This window comes from Streptomyces sp. NPDC007983, assembly GCF_042958345.1.
GTDB lineage: Bacteria > Actinomycetota > Actinomycetes > Streptomycetales > Streptomycetaceae > Streptomyces.
Genome location: NZ_JBIBJI010000008.1, coordinates 137,625 through 156,750 on the forward strand (window position 1 = coordinate 137,625; position 19,126 = coordinate 156,750).

17 protein-coding genes are annotated in these 19,126 nt (G+C 72.7%); 8 read left to right on the forward strand and 9 right to left on the reverse strand.

Annotation, left to right across the window (positions count from 1 at the left end; genetic code table 11):
• Positions 1 to 102 precede the first annotated feature (102 nt).
• Entirely contained in the window at positions 103 to 1,017 is a 915-nt protein-coding gene (locus tag ACFZCY_RS25215; protein WP_391177450.1) for a LysR substrate-binding domain-containing protein, read from the reverse strand.
• 249 nt (positions 1,018 to 1,266) lie between these two features.
• Between ACFZCY_RS25215 and ACFZCY_RS25220 the strand changes: the two genes are divergently transcribed.
• From ACFZCY_RS25220 to ACFZCY_RS25230, 3 genes are read left to right on the forward strand one after another with little or no spacing between them, the layout of a single operon-like run.
• On the forward strand, positions 1,267 to 2,394 hold the full coding sequence (locus ACFZCY_RS25220) for an FAD-dependent oxidoreductase (RefSeq protein WP_391178293.1): 1,128 nt from the start codon (positions 1,267 to 1,269) through the stop codon (positions 2,392 to 2,394).
• A gap of 27 nt (positions 2,395 to 2,421) precedes the next feature.
• Positions 2,422 to 3,825, forward strand: a complete 1,404-nt coding sequence (locus ACFZCY_RS25225) for a 2-oxoadipate dioxygenase/decarboxylase family protein (RefSeq protein WP_391177452.1) — start codon at positions 2,422 to 2,424, stop codon at positions 3,823 to 3,825.
• Between the two features lie 46 nt (positions 3,826 to 3,871).
• The gene (locus ACFZCY_RS25230; RefSeq protein ID WP_391177455.1) at positions 3,872 to 5,401 is read left to right on the forward strand and encodes an aldehyde dehydrogenase family protein; all 1,530 of its coding nucleotides are present in this window, start codon (positions 3,872 to 3,874) and stop codon (positions 5,399 to 5,401) included.
• 2 nt (positions 5,402 to 5,403) lie between these two features.
• On the opposite strand, the gene ACFZCY_RS25235 is transcribed toward ACFZCY_RS25230, so the two are convergent.
• Complete coding sequence (locus ACFZCY_RS25235; protein WP_391177458.1) at positions 5,404 to 5,784, reverse strand: VOC family protein; 381 nt, start codon at positions 5,782 to 5,784, stop codon at positions 5,404 to 5,406.
• A 95-nt stretch (positions 5,785 to 5,879) separates the two neighbouring features.
• On the opposite strand from ACFZCY_RS25235, the gene ACFZCY_RS25240 reads away from it, so the two are divergent.
• Complete coding sequence (locus tag ACFZCY_RS25240; RefSeq protein WP_391177461.1) at positions 5,880 to 6,872, forward strand: WYL domain-containing protein; 993 nt, start codon at positions 5,880 to 5,882, stop codon at positions 6,870 to 6,872.
• Positions 6,873 to 6,879: 7 nt separating this feature from the next.
• Here ACFZCY_RS25240 and ACFZCY_RS25245 read toward each other — a convergent pair whose 3' ends face one another.
• Together ACFZCY_RS25245 and ACFZCY_RS25250 are read right to left on the reverse strand one after the other, a co-directional pair.
• Positions 6,880 to 7,740 carry a fructosamine kinase family protein gene (locus ACFZCY_RS25245; protein WP_391177464.1) on the reverse strand — a complete coding sequence of 287 codons (861 nt, stop codon included), beginning with the start codon at positions 7,738 to 7,740 and terminating at the stop codon, positions 6,880 to 6,882.
• The gene (locus tag ACFZCY_RS25250) at positions 7,737 to 8,201 is read right to left on the reverse strand and encodes a low molecular weight protein-tyrosine-phosphatase (RefSeq protein WP_391177466.1); all 465 of its coding nucleotides are present in this window, start codon (positions 8,199 to 8,201) and stop codon (positions 7,737 to 7,739) included. Before ACFZCY_RS25250 ends, ACFZCY_RS25245 begins: the two co-directional genes overlap by 4 nt.
• A 114-nt stretch (positions 8,202 to 8,315) precedes the next feature.
• On the opposite strand from ACFZCY_RS25250, the gene ACFZCY_RS25255 reads away from it, so the two are divergent.
• Positions 8,316 to 8,810 carry a MarR family winged helix-turn-helix transcriptional regulator gene (locus tag ACFZCY_RS25255; protein WP_391177469.1) on the forward strand — a complete coding sequence of 165 codons (495 nt, stop codon included), beginning with the start codon at positions 8,316 to 8,318 and terminating at the stop codon, positions 8,808 to 8,810.
• Here ACFZCY_RS25255 and ACFZCY_RS25260 read toward each other — a convergent pair.
• Both ACFZCY_RS25260 and ACFZCY_RS25265 read right to left on the reverse strand, forming a co-directional pair.
• The gene (locus ACFZCY_RS25260; RefSeq protein ID WP_391177472.1) at positions 8,803 to 10,353 is read right to left on the reverse strand and encodes a carboxylesterase family protein; all 1,551 of its coding nucleotides are present in this window, start codon (positions 10,351 to 10,353) and stop codon (positions 8,803 to 8,805) included. The genes ACFZCY_RS25255 and ACFZCY_RS25260 overlap by 8 nt on opposite strands.
• 98 nt (positions 10,354 to 10,451) lie before the next feature.
• Positions 10,452 to 11,306 carry a LysR substrate-binding domain-containing protein gene (locus ACFZCY_RS25265; protein WP_391177475.1) on the reverse strand — a complete coding sequence of 285 codons (855 nt, stop codon included), beginning with the start codon at positions 11,304 to 11,306 and terminating at the stop codon, positions 10,452 to 10,454.
• A 68-nt stretch (positions 11,307 to 11,374) separates the two neighbouring features.
• On the opposite strand from ACFZCY_RS25265, the gene ACFZCY_RS25270 reads away from it, so the two are divergent.
• Both ACFZCY_RS25270 and ACFZCY_RS25275 read left to right on the forward strand, forming a co-directional pair.
• A complete protein-coding gene (locus ACFZCY_RS25270) occupies positions 11,375 to 12,307 on the forward strand; it encodes an EamA family transporter (protein ID WP_391177478.1) in 933 nt (310 codons plus the stop codon).
• A 138-nt stretch (positions 12,308 to 12,445) separates the two neighbouring features.
• On the forward strand, positions 12,446 to 14,422 hold the full coding sequence (locus tag ACFZCY_RS25275) for an aconitate hydratase (protein ID WP_391177482.1): 1,977 nt from the start codon (positions 12,446 to 12,448) through the stop codon (positions 14,420 to 14,422).
• 179 nt (positions 14,423 to 14,601) lie between these two features.
• Here the strand turns inward: ACFZCY_RS25275 and ACFZCY_RS25280 are convergent, their stop codons facing one another.
• Genes ACFZCY_RS25280 through ACFZCY_RS25290 form a run of 3 tightly spaced genes read right to left on the reverse strand, consistent with a single transcriptional unit; the run spans position 14,602 to position 17,973 of the window.
• The gene (locus ACFZCY_RS25280; protein ID WP_391177485.1) at positions 14,602 to 15,285 is read right to left on the reverse strand and encodes an ANTAR domain-containing protein; all 684 of its coding nucleotides are present in this window, start codon (positions 15,283 to 15,285) and stop codon (positions 14,602 to 14,604) included.
• 37 nt (positions 15,286 to 15,322) lie between these two features.
• The gene (locus tag ACFZCY_RS25285; protein ID WP_391178295.1) at positions 15,323 to 16,579 is read right to left on the reverse strand and encodes an aconitase family protein; all 1,257 of its coding nucleotides are present in this window, start codon (positions 16,577 to 16,579) and stop codon (positions 15,323 to 15,325) included.
• Positions 16,510 to 17,973, reverse strand: a complete 1,464-nt coding sequence (locus ACFZCY_RS25290) for an aconitase family protein (RefSeq protein WP_391177488.1) — start codon at positions 17,971 to 17,973, stop codon at positions 16,510 to 16,512. The genes ACFZCY_RS25285 and ACFZCY_RS25290 overlap by 70 nt, the downstream gene beginning before the upstream one ends.
• Before the next feature lie 174 nt (positions 17,974 to 18,147).
• Here ACFZCY_RS25290 and ACFZCY_RS25295 point away from each other — a divergent pair, with 174 nt between their 5' ends.
• Positions 18,148 to 19,125, forward strand: a complete 978-nt coding sequence (locus ACFZCY_RS25295; protein ID WP_391177491.1) for an MFS transporter — start codon at positions 18,148 to 18,150, stop codon at positions 19,123 to 19,125.
• Position 19,126: the final 1 nt, after the last annotated feature.

Below are 19,126 nucleotides of genomic sequence, written 5' to 3' on the forward strand. Positions count from 1 at the left end.
CGTAGATCGATGGATCCGTGGTCCACCTCACGATGTGGCCGGTGACCCGGCCCCACAAGGGCCGGCAGGGCGACAGAATTGATGCCGAGGAGCAAGGAACGCTTATGCTCGCCCGCCCAGCCCCGACCGCGTCACGGCGCGCAGGACGTCGACGAGGGCCACCACGGTGGGCCTGCGCTCCGCGGCGCAGCGGAACACCACGACGATGTGCCGCTCGATCGTCTCGCGCAGCCGCACCACATCGAAGCGGGAGGGCCGCAGCCGGAGCATCAGATCCGTCACCGTGCTCACCCCCACCCCCGCCTCGACCAGCGCCAGGGTCGCCGCGGTGTCCGTCACCTCGTGCAGCACCTCGGGCTCGACGCCCGCCCGGCGGAAGGCGGTGCGCACGGCGCGCCCGTAGTAGCTCTCGGCGGACGGCAGGATCCACTTCAGATCCCGGACCTGCGCCATGGAGACGGTCTCCCGGTGGCCCATCGAACCGGTCGGCACCGCGAGCGAGAAGCGCTCCCGGTGCAGCCGCATCACCCGCAGCGCGGGATCGCGCGGGATCGGCACGTCCGGATAGTCGAGGCCGATCGCGAGGTCCACCGCCCCGGAGGCCACCGCGTCGTACACCTCGTCCACGTCCATGTCGCGGCTGTGGACCGCCAGCCCCGGATGGTCCTCGCGCACCTTGCGCAGCGCGGGCGGCAGGATCTCGGCGGCGGCCGTGGTGAACAGGCCGACCAGCAGCGTGCCCGAGGCGTCGTTGCGGGTGCGCTCCAGGGCCTCCACTGCCTCGGCCTCCGTGGTCAGGATCCGCTCGGCGTGCCGGGCCAGCGTCATCCCCGCGTCGGTCAGCTCCACCCTGCGTCCGGTCCGCCGCAGCAGCTCCATGCCGGTGGCCTTCTCCAGCGCGGCGATCTGCTGCGAGACCCCGCCGGGGGTGTACCCCAGCGACTCCGCCACCGCGGTGATGGTGCCGCGCCGGGTCAGTTCGACGAGGGAACGCAGCTGGGCACTCGTCCAGTCCATATAGAGACCCTAATAGATCACAAGCAATAACTGTTCATGGACGTCAACGGTCGGGGTGCTGCACGATGACCGGCAGACAGCTGATCGGCATCGTCCTGCACTGCGACAGCCGCGCCGCGCCCGGGGCCGGAGAACCTTCCGGCCCGGCGCCCGCCTCGGGAAGGGATCGGCCACTTGTCCTCCTCGCACCCTTCGCCCTCCGCGTCCCCCTCATCCTCCTTCCGCACCGTTCCGCCGGCCGCCGACGTCGTGATCATCGGCGGCGGCGTCATGGGCACCAGCACCGCCTTCCACCTGGCCGAGGCCGGAGTGGCGAACATCGTCGTCGTCGAACGCGGAGAGCTGGGCTGCGGCAGCTCGGGCAAGCCCATCGGCGGGGTCCGGGCCCAGTTCTCCGACCCGCTGAACATCCAGCTGGGCAGCCGCAGCCTGCGTGCCTACCAGGACTTCCCGCGCCGGCCCGGTGCCGACATCCGGCTCGACAGCGTCGGCTACCTCTTCCTGCTCACCAGCGAGCAGCAGGCCACGGACTTCGAAGCCTGCGTCCGCACCCAGAACAGCCTCGACGTGCCCAGCCGCATGATCGGCCCGCAGGAGGCACAGCGGCTGTGCCCCTACATCAGCACCGACGGACTCGTGGCCGCCGTCCACTCGCCCACCGACGGCCACGCCCGCCCCGGCCTGGTCATCCAGGGCTACGCGCGCGCCGCCGCCCGGGCCGGAGTCACGTTCGCCACGCACACCGCCGTCACCGCCATCGACACCGCCGGGGACCGGGCCACCACCGTGCACACCGACCACGGGCCGATCTCCTGCGCCACCGTCATCTGTACCGCGGGCGCCTGGTCGGCGCGGATCGGGGACATGCTCGGCATCAGTCTCCCGGTGCGCCCGGTACGCCGTCAGGTGGCCTTCACCGCCCCGCTCACCCCGCCCGCCCCGCGCATCCCCTTCACCATCGACTTCTCCTCCACGGCCTACTTCCACAACAGCGACGACGGACTGCTGTTCGGCCTCGCCGACCCCGGTCAGGCCGACGGCTACGACACCACCTGGACCCCGGAGTGGCTGGAGCTGTTCCGCGCCGCCGCACGGCGTCAGGCCCCGGCCCTGGCCGACATGGAGACGGTCGGCGGCTGGGCCGGGCTCTACGAGATCACGCCGGACCACAACGCCCTGATCGGCCGCTCCGGCGAATTGGGCAACGTGCTTTACGCGACCGGGTTTTCCGGGCATGGCTTCCTGCAGGCCCCGGCGGTCGGCGAGATCGTCCGTGACCTGTATCTGGACCGCACACCGTTCCTCGACGTCACGCCGTTCAGCGCCGACCGCTTCACCACCGGAGCGGAGGCGCGCCCCGAAGCCCATGTGGTGTGAACCGCCAACCGAAAGGCAGCACTTCCGATGACCAGCCGGACACTCAGCCAGTGGCAGCTGCGCGCCGCGTTCGCCGCCCGGCTCTCGGACATGTACGGGCGGGAGGTCCCCGCCTACACCACCCTTGTGGACGTCTCCCGCGAGGTCAACGACGACGTGCTGCGCGCCCGGGGCGCCGACGCCGAGCGGCTGGGCTCCATCGGCCGGGTCACCGCGGAGCGCCACGGCGCGATCCGGGTCGGCACCCCGCAGGAGATGAGCCAGGTCGCGCGCGTCTTCGGCGCCCTCGGCATGCACCCGACCGGCTTCTACGACCTGCGCGAGGCCGCCGCCAGCGCGGTGCCCGTCGTCTCCACCGCCTTCCGCCCCACCGACGGCGAGGAGCTGGCGCGCAACCCGTTCCGCGTCTTCACCTCCATGCTCACCCCCGCCGACCCGCGGTTCTTCGACGACGACCTGCGCGCCCGGCTGGAAACCTTCCTCGCCGCCCGCGAGCTGTTCCCGCCGGAACTGCTCGCCCTCGCCGACCGGGCCGAGGCGACAGGCGAACTGCCCGAAGCGGAGACGGAACGCTTCCTCCAACTGGCCGTGCGGGCCTTCGAGCTGTCGACCGAGCCGATCGACCAGGGCTGGTACGCGACCCTGGAGCGGGTCTCCGCCGTCGCCGCGGACATCGGCGGCGTCCGCTCCACCCACATCAACCACCTCACCCCGCGCGTCCTGGACATCGACGAGCTGTACCGGCGCATGACCGACCGCGGCATCGAAATGATCGACACCATCCAGGGTCCCCCGCGCTGGGACGGCCCCGATCTGCTGCTGCGCCAGACCTCCTTCCGCGCCCTCGCCGAACCCCGCGCCATGCGCACCGCCGACGGCGGCGTGACCAGCGGGGCGCTGCGGGTGCGGTTCGGCGAGGTCGAGGCGCGCGGCATCGCCCTCACCCGTGAGGGCCGCGCCCTCTACGACCGGCTGCTGACCCGTATCGACGAGGAGGCCGCCGCCCACCCCGAGGCGGACCGCGGCGACATCGCCCGCGCGCTGTGGGCGGCACACGTCCCCGCCACCGAACAGCAGCTCGCCGACCGGAAACTGGGCTACTTCACCTACCACGCCGTGCCCGACCGGCCACGGGACGGCAACCGCCCGCCCGCCGACCTCGGCGACCTGGTGGCCCAGGGCTGGCTGCGCGCCGAACCCATCGTCTACGAGGACTTCCTGCCCCGCTCCGCCGCCGGGATCTTCCAGTCCAACCTCACCGGCGAAGGCGCGCGCAACAACGACCACGCGGGCACCGCGTACGACAGCGCCTGGCTGTCCGGCGCCATCGGCCGCGAAGTCCTCGACCCCTTCGCCCTCTACGAGCAGCAGCAGAACCGCTCCATCACCGAGGCCGCCCGAGCGCTGGAACTCGACGGCGCGCTCGGCTGACACCGCGACGCACCCCGCCCACCCCCGACCTCCCCAGGGAGCATCCATGACCAGCACCGCTCTTCCCACCACCGAGGACCTGCGCGGCCGGGCCCGCACCGCCCTGGAGCGCGTCGGCGTCAGCGTCCCGGAGGGCAGCGGCCTCACCGCCCGCACCCCGATCACCGGTGAGGACCTGTTCGGCCTGGCCGCCGCGACCCCGGCCGGCGCCGAGGAGGCCATCGCCGCCTCCCGCGCGGCCTTCCTCACCTGGCGCACCACTCCCGCGCCCCGGCGCGGCGAACTCGTACGCCGCCTGGGCGAGTTGCTGCGCGACCACAAGGGCGAGCTGGCCGACCTCATCACCATCGAGGCGGGCAAGATCCGCTCAGAGGCGCTGGGCGAGGTCCAGGAAATGATCGACATCTGTGACTTCGCCGTCGGCCTGTCCCGCCAGCTCTACGGACGCACCATCGCCTCCGAACGCCCCGGCCACCGCCTCGCCGAAACCTGGCACCCGCTCGGCGTCGTCGGCGTCATCTCCGCGTTCAACTTCCCCGCCGCCGTCTGGTCCTGGAACACCGCCGTCGCCCTGGCCTGCGGCGACACCGTGATCTGGAAGCCGTCCGACCTCACCCCGCTGATCTCCCTGGCCTGCGACCGGCTCCTCGCCCGGGCCGCCGAGGACGTCGGCGCGCCCCGCGACGTCCACCGGCTGCTGCTCGGCGACCGCGCCATCGGCGAGAAGCTGGTGGACGACCCCCGGGTCGCCCTCGTCAGCGCCACCGGCTCCACCCGCATGGGCCGCGAGGTCGGCCCCCGCGTCGCCGCCCGCTTCGGCCGCAGCCTGCTCGAACTCGGCGGCAACAACGCCGCCATCGTCGCCCCCTCCGCCGACCTCGACCTCGCCGTCCAGGGCATCGTGTTCGCCGCGGCCGGCACCGCCGGGCAGCGCTGTACGACGCTGCGCCGTCTCATCGTCCACCGGGACATCGCCGACACCCTCATCGCCCGGCTGACCGCCGCCTACACCAAGCTCCCCATCGGCAACCCCTTCGACGAGGACACCCTCGTCGGCCCGCTCATCTCCACCGCGGCCCTCGACGGCATGCGACACGCCCTCACCCGCGTCCAGGCCGAGGGCGGCAAGATCCTGGCGGGCGGCAACCGCCGCCTGGCCGAGGCGCTGCCGCGGGCCGCCTACGCCGAACCCGTCATCGTCCGCGTGGACGAGCAGAGCGAGGTCGTACGGGAGGAGACCTTCGCCCCGATCCTGTACGTCATGACCTACGACACCCTCGAGGAGGCCATCGCCCTGCACAACGACGTCCCGCAGGGCCTGTCCTCCAGCATCTTCACCCGCGACCAGCAGGAAGCCGAGCTCTTCCTCTCCGCCGAGGGCTCCGACTGCGGCATCGCCAACGTCAACATCGGCACCTCCGGCGCCGAGATCGGCGGCGCCTTCGGCGGCGAGAAGGAAACCGGCGGCGGCCGCGAGTCCGGCTCCGACTCCTGGCGCGCCTATATGCGCCCGGCCACCAACACCATCAACTACTCCAGCCAGTTGGCCCTCGCCCAGAACGTCAGCTTTCTCTGACGTCAGCGTCCCTGGACGGCTGGTGTGAAGAAGTTGACGAGGTTGCCGTCCGGGTCACGGAACAGCAGCGACCGGTTGCCCCAGGGCATCGTGGTGGGCTCCTTGACGACGTCCTCCAGGAAGCCGGTCAGGTTCCGGTACACCTCGTCCACGTCGTCCACCCGGAACTCCAGGATGACGCTGCGGTTGTCGGCCGGGTGGGACGAGCCGGGCGCGAACAGCGGGACGGTGCGGGTGCTGCCGATCGCCAGGGTGGCCGAGGCGGTCCTCAGCTCGGCGAAGTCCTCGGTGGACCAGTGCGCCCGCGCACCGGTGACGCGTTCGTAGAAGCCGACGAGGCGGGTGATGTCGCCCGTGATGACGCGGATCGAGACGAAGTCCATGGGTGCTCTCCTGGCATGGGTTCCGGTGCTTCGGAGCGCACGCTACGGCGGATACCGGGCAGAACCCGCCCGGTATCCGCGGCAGACTTGCCCGTATGCCGCGACCCATCGCCCGTGTGCTCACCCTGCTGGAGCTTCTGCAGTCGGGCGGCCTCCGCACCGTCGCCGAACTCGCCGACCGGCTCGGCGTGGACGAGCGCACGGTGCGGAGGTACGCCGACCACCTCATCGACCTCGACGTGCCCGTCGAGTCGGTGCGCGGCCGCTACGGCGGCTACCGGCTCGCCCCCGGATACCGCATGCCCCCGCTCATGCTGACCGACGACGAGGCGCTCGCCGTGCTGCTCGGCCTGGCCGCCGGTCGGCGCGGCGGCCTGACGGCGGCCACGGGCACGGCGGCCGCGGACACCGCGGGCGAGACCGCGGCCGCCAAGATCCGGCGGGTACTGCCGGAACGGCTCCGCCGCCGACTCGACGCCGTGCTCGACTCCCTCGCCTTCACGGCCCCGCCGCCGGGTGCGCCAGCCGCCCCGCAGGCCCCGGTCCTGCTGGCGATCGCCGACGCGGTGCGCCATCACCGGCCGGTCCGGATCCGGTACACCGCCGCCGACGGCCGGAGCGGCGACCGCACGCTGCACCCGTACGGGCTCGTCGCCCACGCGGGCAAGTGGTACGTGACCGGCGCGGACCCCGCGATCGGCGAGGACCGTACGTTCCGGCTGGACCGCGTCGCCGAGGCGCGGACCCTGCCCGGCTCCTTCGAACCGCCCGCCGGGGCCGACCCGGCGCGGCGCGTCCTGGAAGGGCTCGCCACCGCGCCGTACCGGCATCGGGTGACCCTGCGGATCCAGGGGACGGCCGAACAGATCCACACCCGGCTGCCGGCCAGTGTCGCGATCGTCGAGGAGATCCCGTCCCGGCCCCCGTCCCCGCCCTGGTCCCGCGTCGAACTGCGCGTGGAACGGCTCGACTGGCTGCCCGGTGTGCTCGCGTCGCTGGACCTGCCGTTCGTCATCGAACGCCCCGATGAGCTGCGCGACCTCGTCGCGGCCCTCGCCGACCGGCTCGCCCGCGCGGCCCGCGCATGAGGGGTGTCTAGTTCGCCAGTGCGGCCCGGGCCGCCGCGAGTGCCTGCTCGGCGTAGCCGCGTCCGAACAGCACCGCGTGCACCAGCAGCGGGAAGAGCTGGTGCAGTCCGATGCGGTCCGCCCAGCCCTCGGCGAGCGGCGCCGCCTCCTGGTAGCCCTCCAGCACCCGGTCCAGATGCGGGCAGCCGAACAGGTGCAGCATCGCCAGATCGGTTTCCCGGTGACCGCCGTGCGCGGCCGGGTCGATCAGCCAGGCCTGGCCGTCGGCGGCCCACAGCACATTGCCGTTCCACAGGTCGCCGTGTAGCCGGGCGGGCGGCTCGGCGGGGCCCGCCAGATCCGGCAGGCGCTCGCAGACGCGCTCGATCGTGGGCGCCTCGGAGGCACGCACCGTGCCGTCGTCCACCGCGCGGCGCAGATAGGGCAGCACCCGGTGCTCGGCGTACCAGCGCGGCCAGTCCTCGCCGGTGACGTTGCGCATCGGGGCCAGCCCGATGTACGCGTCCTCGGGACCGCCCGGCGGCGGGGCGCCGAACGCGGGCGCGCCGGACGCGTGCAGCGCGGCCAGCTCGCGCCCGAACCGGGCCGCTGCCCCGGCACTCGGGCGACCGGACGGAACCCGGTCGGTCACCAGCCAGCGCGGGTCGTGGCCGTGCACGGCCGGGACGCGGACCGTGCCGCTGTCGGCCAGCCAGCGCAGCCCGGCCGCCTCGGCCTCCACCGCTCCGGGGTCGTCACCGCGCTTGACCATCACCACCTGTCCGCCGTCGAGGGTGACTTCGGCGAGCGCCCCGGACATCGGGCGCTCACCGGTCACCGGGCGGCCGGTGAGGCGGCCCGCTGCCGCTCCCGGGCCTTCGCCGGTCATGCGCCCACGCGCTCGCGCGCCCAGGCGAGCAGGCCGGGTGTCGCGGCTTCGATCATGTCCAGCACCGTGTCGAATCCCTCCGGGCCGCCGTAGTACGGATCGGGCACATCCAGGTCGCCCGTCGCGTCCGGGTCGAAGGACCGCAGCATCCGGACCCGGGACGGATCGTCGACCAGCCGGCGCAGCGCCCGCTCATGGCCGCCGTCCATCGCCAGGAACAGATCGGCGTCCAGATGCTCGGCGCCGACCTGGGCCGCGACGTGCCCGACCGGATAGCCCCGCCGGGCCAGCACCTCACCGGCCCGTTCGTCGACGGCCTCGCCGACGTGCCAGGGACCGATACCGGCACTGGTGACCCGCACCGCACCGTCGAGCCCCGCGCGGCGCAGATGCTCGGCGAAGACCAGTGCGGCGGACGGCGAGCGGCAGATGTTCCCGCTGCAGACAAAGCAGATGTGCACGGCCCCCAGCGTACGGCCGCCCGCCGTGCCCGGATGGCACCGGGGGCGCCCGGAGCCACGGCCTCCGGCACAGGGCCGTGTTCACGTCCGCCGCCGGGCGGTAGCGTCGCGATCATGCATCCGTTACGCAACGGCCTCACCGACCAGGCCCCTGCCGATCCCGCCGCCACCGACGACGTGCTGGCGAACCAGCCCGTCGGCTACTGGACCGGCCTGGCCCACACCACCGTCACCCGGCATCTGCGCGACGCGATGGCCAGGATCGACGTCACCCAGGCGCAGTACTGGGTGCTCAACTGCGTGCACTCCTGGCCGGCCGCGCCGAGCCGTGCGGAGGTGGCCGCGCGGCTGACACCCCTCGCGGACGGGCCGCACGAGATCCCGCGCGTCGTCGACCAGCTGCTGCACCGCGACTGGCTGCGGGCCGACGCCGGGCAGCGTCTGCACCTCACCGACGCGGGCGAAGCCGCCCGCGCCCGGCTGCGCGCGCTGGTCACCGGGGTGCGCGCCGTCGTCCACGAGGGCGTCGGCGACGAGGAGTACGTGGCCGCGCTCAAGGTGCTGCGCACGATGGTCGCCAACGTCCAGCGCGCCGAAGGCGTTACGTGAGCAGCGGCAGGGCCGGGAAGGTGTGGTCCTGCCAGAGGCGGCGGGAGGCCTCCTCCGGGTAGGCGGTGACCTCGGGGGTCGCGTCGAAGACCTGGGTGAGGCGGCGGCCGGGGTCGTACGGGGGCCAGCCCGGGTCGCCCGTCGTGGCGAACGCGGTCCAGGCCGTGCGGAACCGGGACGACAGCGCCTCGGCCTCCGGCGAGGGGCCGGAGCCGCCGAACAGGAGCATGCCGAGGTCGGCGTCGAAGGTGCCGAACAGCAGCGGTATGTCCAGGCCGTGGCAGGCGCCCATGGCGCCGCCGCCCGCCGGGGCGGGCCAGGTCAGCTCGTACAGGTGCGCACGGCCGCCCCCGGCCACCTGGGCCTCGGCCAGCCGCAGCGAGGGCATGTGGAACAGCCAGTCGGACTGGACCCGTTCGTGGAGTTCGGCGGGCGAGGCTTCGGGGAAGGCGCCGCGATAGGCCCGTTCGCCATCCGGCCCCGGCCCGAACGCGCGCAGTGCCGCCGCTGCTTCCTCCTCACCGGCCCGGCCGAGCTGCCCGCCGAGGGCGAGGAACAGCCGGTACTCGTCCCGGTTGTGCCCGGCGATCAGCTCCACATCGCGTGCCGTCCCCGCCGCCAGCGCCTGCCACGGGGTGGTCGGCAGCACCTCGCCGTCCACGACGGGCGCGAAGGGGGTCAGGGTGTGGACGACCTGCCCCCACCGCTGCTCGTACCGGCGCATCGTGGGACCCAGCGCCTCACCCGTGGCGGGCAGTTGGCGTGGATCCACCGTGGACAGATCGGCGGCGGTCGGCCGCAGGCCCGCCTCGGCGGCGAGCGCGCCCGCGATGTCCCGGGCCAGCTCGCCGGAGAAGTACGTACCCGGCACGCTCTGCGCGATGGCGCGCCGGAACAGCCCCGCCGCGCTCGGCATGGCCAGCAGTGAGGCGACCGATCCGGCTCCGGCCGACTCCCCGAACACGGTGACCCGGCCGGGGTCGCCGCCGAACGCCGCGATGTTCTCCCGCACCCATTCCAGGGCCGCGACCTGGTCGAGCAGACCCCGGTTGGCGGGCGCCCCGTCGAGGTGGGCGAAGCCCTCGACGCCGACCCGGTAGTTGAGGGTGACCACGACGACGTCGCCGTCGCGGGCGATGTGCCGGGCGTCGTAGCCGGGGCTGCCGGAGTGGCCGAGCTTGTAGGCGCCGCCGTAGATCCACACCATCACCGGGCGGCGGGCCGCCGGATCCGGTTCGGGCGTCCAGACGTTGACCGTCAGCCAGTCGTCGCCCGTCGGCGCCTCCAGCACACCGGCGCGCCCCAAGAACCCCGACTCCTGCGGGGGCGGCGGGCCGAAGACGAACGCGTCCCGCGTCCCCTCCCAGGCGCGCACCGGGCGCGGCGCCTGGAACCGCGCGTCCCCCACCGGCGGCTCGGCGAACGGGATGCCGCGGAACACGGCCAGACCGTCCTCCCGGCGGCCACGCACCGCACCGGCGGCGGCGCGCACCACGGGCTCGGCGGCCCCGGCCGCCGTCTCGCGGGACTCGGCTGTCGTCATCGATGACTCCTCACGGTTCCTGGTGAATACGTCCGTAGGGGACAACGTCCCTCCACGATGCATGGGCCGTATCCGCGCGCCCCGGCGGGGGTGACCGGTCACCCCGTGCGGTAGAGCGCGGTGATCAGCTCGATCACCGCCTGCCCCGCGGGATGCGGATCGTCCCGCCACCAGCCCAGCCGCACCGCGATCGGCTCGGCATCGCGCACCGGCCGGTAGACGACGCCGGGCCGCGGATACTGGTGTGCGGTGGACTCGGCCGTCATCCCCACGCAGCGGCCCGTGGAGATCAGGTTGAGCCAGTCCTCGATGTCCTGGGTCTCCTCGGTGGCCGGGCGGGAGCCGGGCGGCCACAGCTCGGGCGTGGTGGTGCCGGTGCGCCGGTCGACCAGCAGCGTGCGGTCGCCGATGTCGGCGAGCCTGATGGAGCGGCGCGAGGCCAGCGGGTCGTCCGCCGCCATCGCGCACAGCCGCCGCTCGAGACCCACGATGGCGGAGTCGAAGCGGCGGTCCTCCAGGGGTCTGCGCAGCACGGCCAGATCGCAGGCGCCTTCCGCCAGACCGGCCGTGGTCGCGTTGACCCGCACGAGGTGCAGATCGGTCTCCGGATGTGCGGCGGCCCAGTGGCGCTGGAAGGCGGGGGTGTGGCTGCCCAGCGCCGACCAGGCGTAGCCGATCCGCAGCCGGGTGTGGCCCGACCTGGCCTCCCGCACCAGACCGTCCACCTCCCCGAGCACCCGCCGGGCGTGCGCCACCACCCGCAGTCCGGTGGCGGTCGGGGCCACGGTCCGCGAGGTCCGCCGCAACAGGCGCACCCCGAGGGCGCGTTCGAGCGAGGCCAGGGTGCGGGACACGGCCGCCTGGGAGACCCCGAGCGCGATCGCGGCATCGGTGAACGTGCCCTCGTCCACGATCGCGACGAGACAGCGCAACTGCCGCAGCTCCACATCCATAACCCAAGCGTATAGGTACGTCGTCCAACGCATTTTGCGCAACGGTCCCGCCACCGCACGATCGGGGTATGGACGCAGCCCACGCCACCGTTTCCGCCCCCGCCCAGCGGATCGCCTCCTCACACCACACCGGCCCGGACGTGCCGCACCCGGCGGGCCGGAAACCGGCCGGGCGTCCGCTGGCCGGTGTGCTCACCATGGCCGGCAGCGGCCTGTCCAACCAGACCGGCGCCGCGATCGGCTCCCTCGCCTTCCCCGTGCTCGGAGCCACCGGCGTCGTCGCGGTACGCCAGTACGTCGCCGCCATCGTCCTGCTGGCCGTCGGCCGCCCCCGTTTGCGGACCTTCACCAAGGAACAGTGGGGCCCGGTGCTGCTGCTGGCCCTGGTCTTCGGCGCCATGAACCTGTCCCTGTACAGCGCCATCGACCGCATCGGCCTCGGGCTGGCGGTGACCCTGGAATTCCTCGGCCCGCTCACCATCGCCCTGTCCGCCTCCCACCGCCGCACGGACGCGTGCTGTGCGCTGGTCGCCCTGGCGGGCGTCGTCACCCTGATGCGCCCCCAGCCCTCCACCGACTACCTGGGCCTGGGCCTCGGGCTGCTGGCCGCCGCCTGCTGGGCGTCGTACATCCTGCTCAACCGCACCGTCGGCAGCCGCGTCCCCGGAGCGCAGGGGTCGGCGGCCGCCGCCGCACTCTCCGCCCTGCTGTTCCTGCCCGTCGGAATCGTCATCGCCGTGCAGCACCCGCCGACCCCGGGGGCGGCCGGGTACGCCATCGTCGCCGGTGTCCTCTCCTCCGCCGTGCCCTACCTCGCCGACCTGTTCACCCTGCGCCGCGTGCCCGCCCAGACCTTCGGGCTCTTCATGAGCGTCAACCCGGTCCTCGCCGCCGTCGTAGGATGGATCCTCCTCGGCCAGAACCTGGGGTGGACGGAGTGGGCGAGCATCGGCGCCATCGTCGCGGCCAACGCGCTCAGCATCCTCACCTCACGCGCCTGATGACCCCGGCCCCGAGGCCGGGACGCCCGACCGGGTGACTGTGCCGGGGCGGGCCCCGTACGGCGGCCGCGGAACGGGAACCCGCATGGTGGCGCCCCGGACGGTCCGGCCGCGCCACACCGGGAAGGCGGTACCGCTATGGGTCTGCCCCATGGCCACGCACACGGCACCGTGACGCAGCGGCTGATCGGCGACCACCTCGTGTCCGGCCGCATGATGCCGGGGGAGGAGATCGCGCTGCGCGTGGACCAGACGCTCACCCAGGACGCCACCGGCACCCTGGTGATGCAGGAGCTGGAGGCGCTGGCGCTGGACCGGGTCCGGACGCAGGTCAGCGTCCAGTACGTCGACCACAACATCCTGCAGGCCGATGAGCGCAACGCCGAGGACCATGAGTTTCTGCGCTCGGCCGCCCGCCGCTTCGGCCTGTGGTTCTCCAAACCCGGCAACGGGGTCTCCCACCCGACCCATATGCAGCACTTCGGCGCTCCCGGCAGAACACTCGCCGGGTCCGACTCGCACACCTGCGCGGGCGGTTCCCTGGGCATGCTGGCGATCGGCACCGGCGGCCTGGAAGTCGCCCTCGCCATGGCCGGACGGCCGCTCCACCTCACCATGCCGAAGATCTGGGGCATCCGGCTGACCGGGGAACTGCCACCATGGGTCAGCGCCAAGGACGTGATCCTGGAGCTGCTGCGCCGTCACGGGGTGCAGGGCGGCGTCCACCGCGTGCTGGAGTACCACGGGCCCGGCCTGGCCTCCCTCACCGCCATGGACCGGCACGTCATCGCGAACATGGGGGCGGAACTCGGCGCCACCACCACCGTCTTCCCCTCCGACGACGCGGTGCGCCGCTTCCTGGAGGGGGTGGGGCGCGGCGAGGACTTCGTTCCGATCACCGCCGACGAGGACGCCTCGTACGACCTCGACGAGGAGATCGACCTGTCGTCCCTGGAGCCCCTGATCGCACGGCCCACCTCCCCGGGAAACGTCGTGCCGGTCCGGGAGGCCGCCGGGGAGCCCATCGGGCAGGCGGTCATCGGCTCCTCCGCCAACCCCGGGTTCCGGGACTTCGCCGTACCGGCGGCCATGGTGGCGGGGCGGCAGACGGCGCCGGGGGTGAGCCTCGACATCAACCCGACGTCCCGCGAGATCCTTCAGGACCTGACGCGTTCGGGCGCCACGTTCGACCTGATCGCCGCCGGTGGCCGCATCCACCAGTCGGGCTGTCTCGGCTGCATCGGCATGGGCCAAGCGCCCGCGGCGGGGCGCAATTCGCTGCGTACCTTCCCGCGCAACTTCCCCGGCCGCTCCGGCACCGAGGACGACGCGGTGTGGCTGTGTTCCCCGGAGACCGCCGCGGCCTCCGCGCTGACCGGCGTCATCACGGATCCGCGCGACTGGGCCGACCGGCTGTCGGCCTCCCCTCCCACCCCGTACGCCCCCGAACCGCCGTCGGTCAACGCCGCCATGCTGGAGCCACCGCTGCCGCCGGACGAGGCCCGCCGCGTCCGGCTGCGGCGCGGCCCCAACATCTCCGCCCTGCCCGATCTCGATCCGCTGCCGGACACCCTCGAAGGCCCGGTCCTGCTGAAGGCCGGTGACGATGTCTCGACCGACGAGATCTCCCCGGCCGGGGCGAAAGCCCTGCCCTACCGGTCCAACATCCCGAAGCTGGCCGAGTTCACCCTCACCCGGCTGGACCCCGACTACCCCCGGCGCGCCGCGTCGGTCCGGGACGACACCGGGCACCTCATCGTGGCCGGGGAGAACTACGGCCAGGGTTCGTCGCGCGAACACGCCGCCATCACCCCGCGCTACCTAGGGCTACGAGCGGTCATCGCCAAGTCGTACGCCCGCATCCACTGGCAGAACCTCGCCAACTTCGGCGTCCTCGCCCTCGAATTCGACGACCCCGGCGACTACGAGCGCGTCGAGGCCGGCGACCGGCTGCGGCTGTCCGGTCTGCACGAGGCCCTGGCCCGGCCGGACGACCCCACGCTCCGCGTACGCAACACCACCCGGGACGAGGAATACCCGCTGCGCCACCGTCTCTCGCCGCGGCAGTGCGAGGCGGTCCTCGCGGGCGGGATCATCGCGGCCCTCGCCCGCTGACCGGCCGACAGGGCCGCCCGCCGACCGGCCATCATTCGGGCCCGACGCGCGTGCATACCGGGCCGGGCGTCGGGTACTCGCGCGCCACGCCGTCCGCTGATCCCCCGGGGGAACGCGACGGCCAGGCTCTTCCGGTCCAGAATGCGGGCCGGTGGAGCCGCCCCGCGGCGGCTCGGCGGTCAGTCGAGACCGCCGCTCTCACAGACCTGCCGGGCGATGTCCCGCAGCTTGATGTTGCGCTCCTGGGACACGCGCCGCAGCACGTTGAAGGCATCGTCCTCACCGATCTTGAGGCGTTCCATGAGAATGCCCATGGCCTCGCCGATGGTGTGCCGGGTGGAGAGCGCCTGCTGGAGCTGGCCGGCGGTGCGGGCGCTGGAGAACGCGACGGCGGCGTGCGAGGCCAGCAGCCAGCCGGCGGTCTCGCTGCCCTTGGTGAAGGTGCCCGTACTCCGTGAATACAGATTCAGCGAACCGAGTTCCTCTTCCCTCGTGTAGAGCAGGAATCCCATCATGCTGCCGATGCCCAGTTCGTGGGCCCGGCGCCCGTACTCGGGCCACTTCTCCTGCGGCTCGGCGAGGTCCCTGATCCGGTAGGCGGGCTCGCTGTGGAGCGCGGCGTCGAAGCACGGCCCCTCGCCGGTCTGCTCCTGCAACTGATCGGAGCGGACCACCAGACCGTCGGTCGGGGCCAGGGTCTCCACGCGCCGGCCATGGAGGATCAGGATTCCGGCCGCGTCGCACCCTTCGACGATCTCCACGGCGCATTCGGTGATCCGGTCCAGCGTCGAGTCCACCGACTCCTGCGCCAGCAGGTCCCGCGCCATCACGGCCATTTGCTCCGCGAAGCTCTCCCAGTCCATGTGCACCGTCTCTCTCGCCAACGTCCCCGCACGGCCATCATGGGCCCTGAAGGGAGCGGCGGACCACGTACGGCAGGATGCCCCCGTGGCGGAGGTAGGCGAGCTCCTGCCGGGAGTGAACGCGCAGCCGCAGTTCCGCCGTGGTGTGGCGGCCGTCGTCCCCGTGGAGGTGGAGGATCACCTGGTTGGCGCCGACGCGCAGATGGCCGAGTCCTTCGAAGGAGAGTTCCTCCTCTCCGGTGAACGCGTGGGCCGACGCGCTGTCGCCCTCGGTGAACTCCAGGGGCAGGACGCCCATGCCGATCAGGTTGCTGCGGTGGATGCGCTCGTACGACTCGGCGACCACCGCGCGCACTCCCAGCAGGGCCTGGGCCTTGGCCGCCCAGTCGCGGCTGGAACCGGCGCCGTAGTTGCGGCCCGCGACGACGACCAGGTCGTATCCCGCGTCGCGGTAGGTGGGCGCGGCCTCGTACACGGGCAGGACCTGGGCGCGGTCGGCGGTGTACGCGTGGGCGCCCGCTCCCCGCCGGGTGCCGGGCAGCAGATTGGTCACCGCCGGGTTGGTGAAGGCGCCGCGCAGCATGACCTCGTGGTTGCTGCGGCGGGTGGAGTACTGGTTGAGGTCGCGGCGGGCGACCCGGCGTTCGGCCGGCCAGTGCCCCGCCGCGCTGTCGGCGGGGATCCGGCCCGCGGGGGAGATGTGGTCGGTGGTGACGTCGTCGCCGAGCCGCAGCAGCACCTTCGCCCGGCCCAGGGTGACGCGGTCCGGGGCGGTGGCCGGCAGCCCGGTCAGATGCGGCGGGCGGCGGACGTAGGTCGACCCGGGGCTCCACGGGAAGCGGGTGCTGCCCGGAGCCTCGACGCGGCGCCAGGCGTCGGTGCCGTGGTGGAGGCGGGCGGCGTTCTCCCGGAACAGCTCGGGGCGGACGTGCTCGGCGATGCGGGCGCTCACCTCCTCGTCGGTGGGCCAGAGGTCCGCCAAGTGGACGGGACGGCCGTCGGGGGTGGTGCCCAGGGGGTCGCGGCCGAAGTCGTGCAGGATCGACCCGGCCAGGGCGTAGGCCACGACCAGGGGCGGGGAGGCCAGATAGGAGAGCGCGGTGCGGGGGTTGACCCGGCCGGGGAAGTTGCGGTTGCCGGACAGGACGGCGACGGGCTCGATGGCGTCCTGCTCGGCGAGGTGTTCCATCGCCGGGTGCAGCGGTCCGGAGTTGCCGATGCAGGTCATGCAGCCGAAACCGACGATGTGGAAGCCGGTCTTCTCCAGCGCGGGCAGCAGCCCGGCCGCCCGCAGATACTCCTCGACGACCCGTGAACCGGGGGAGAGGGGGAGAGGGACGTCTTCACCCAGGGCTTGGCGCTCAGCCCGGCCTCGACGGCCCGCTCGGCGAGCAGCCCCGCCTGCACCATGAGCGCGGGGTTGGCGGTGTTGGTGCAGCTGGTGATCGAGGCGATGGCCACCGGGCCCTCGGGGAGCGGTTCACCGAAGGCCGGATCGGCAGCGGCCGTCTCCCGGCCGGTGTCCGCCGTCGCCGTACGGTACGACGCGGGCACCCGCGACAGCGACAGCCGCTGGTGGGGGAGGTTCGGCCCGGCCATGCTCGGCTCCACCGTGCCGAGGTCGAGGACATCGTCGTAGCGGGGTTCGGGCCGGTCCTCGGTGCGCTTGAGGCCCTGGGCGGTCAGATAGGCGTCGACCAGCCGGACGTGCGCCTCGTCCCGCCCGCTGAGCCGCAGATACGCGGCGGTTTCGTCGTCGTACGGGAAGAACACGCAGGTGGCCCCGTACTCGGGCGCCATGTTGGCGACCGCGGCGCGTTCCGCCCAGCCCAGCGTCGTGACACCGGTGCCGCAGAATTCGACGAACGCGTCCACCACACCCCTGGCCCGCAAGCGCTCGGTCAGGGTGAGGGCGAGGTCGGTGGCGCCGACGCCGGGCCGCAAGCCACCGGTCAGCCGGACGCCCACCACCGTCGGGTACGGGATGGTGACCGGCTCGCCCAGCATGGCCGCCTGGCCCTCCAGACCGCCGACACCCCAGCCGACGACGCCCAGTGCGTTGATCATGGGGGTGTGGCTGTCGGTCGCGACGAGCACGTCCGGGTACAGCCACGGCGGGCCGTCGTCGTCCGCGTCCTGCCGCCAGACGACCCGTGCCAGCGCCTCCATGTTGACCTGGTGGATGATGCCGGTGCCGGGGGGTACGACCCGGAAGTTCCGCACGCTGCGCTCGGCCCATTTGACGAACTCGTAGCGCTCCTGGTTGCGACGGAAGTCGATCAGCAGATTGCGCTCGACGGCGTCGGGGTGGCCGTACTCCTCGACGATGACGGAGTGGTCCACGGTGAGGTCGACCGGGATGGCGGGCTGCAGCCGCTCCGGGTGGCCGCCCAGTTCCGCGACGCTGTCCCGCATGGCCGCGAAGTCGGCCAGAGCCGGCAGGCAGGTCGTGTCGTGCAGCATGATCCGGTTCGGGTGCACCGGCACCTCGCAGGTCCCGCCGCCGGTCCGGGCCCGGTCGGCCACCTCCGCCAGCGCGGCGGGAGCGCGCCGGGCGACGTTCTCCAGCAGGATCCGCACCGCGTACGTGAGGGTGTCCCGCTCCGCGCGCGGCAGGACGCGGTCCAGGGGCTGGTAGCGGTACGAGTGGCCGTCCACGGTGAGCACGGCGGTGCGGTCAGCGTTCATGATCCCTGCTGTCGTAGGCGGCACCCCAGGAGCGGTACCGGCGCGATGCCATCGGAACGTCAAGGAACTCAAAACATGGCCTCGGTCTCTTGACGCGGCTGAATGCTCGCTCAATATTGTCTCAAGCCGCTCATTGATACAATCGCTCGATCGCTCAGCCGTCTGGAGCCCCTTATGGCGATCAACGTCGATCAGCGCGAGGCCGCCGCGACGATGCGCACCGTTTCCCGGCGCATCCTCCCGTTCCTCTTCGTGCTCTACGTCGTCAACTACATCGACCGCGCGAACATCGGCTTCGCCGCCCTGGAGATGGACAAGGAACTGGGCCTCAGCAGCCAGGCGTTCGGCCTGGCCGCCGGGCTGTTCTTCTGGGGCTACTTCCTCTTCGAAGTGCCCAGCAACCTCGCCCTCGCCCGCTTCGGCGCCCGCCGCTGGATCGCCCGCATCCTCGTCAGCTGGGGCATCCTCGCCACCGTCATGGCGTTCACCCACTCCGCCACCGAGCTGTATGTGCTGCGCTTCCTGCTCGGGGTGGCCGAGGCGGGATTCTTCCCCGGCATCGTCGTCTATCTGACCTACTGGTTCCGCAGGAAGGAGGTGGCCACCGCCACCGCACTGTTCCTGACCGCGATCCCCGCGTCCTACGTCCTCGCCGCCCCGCTCAGCGCGCTGATCATGGACCATGTGGACTGGTTCGGGCTCAGCGGCTGGCGCTGGATGTTCATCCTGGAGGGCGCCCCGGTCGTACTGCTCGGGATCGCCTGCTTCTTCGTACTGACCGAGCGCCCGGCCGACGCCACCTGGCTCACCCAGCGGCAGCGGCAGTGGCTGACCGCCGAGCTGGACAAGGAGCAGCAGGCCAACTCCCAGGCCAAGAAGCTCGGCACGCTCAAGGTCATGGCCGACCCCAAGGTGCTGCTCCTCGCCGTGGTGTACTTCGTCTACCAGGCGGGCAGCCTCGGCGTGGGCTACTGGCTGCCCCAGATCGTCAAGGACTTCTCGTCCGGCCTCAGCAACACGGCTGTCGGTTTCATCAGCGCCGCGGGCTTCGTCCACTCGCCCTGGCTGGGCATGTCTCTGATCGCCCTCTCCCTGACCGGCATGTACAGCTTCAAGTCGCCTTTCTGGGCGCTCCCCACGCTGCGCGCCTGAG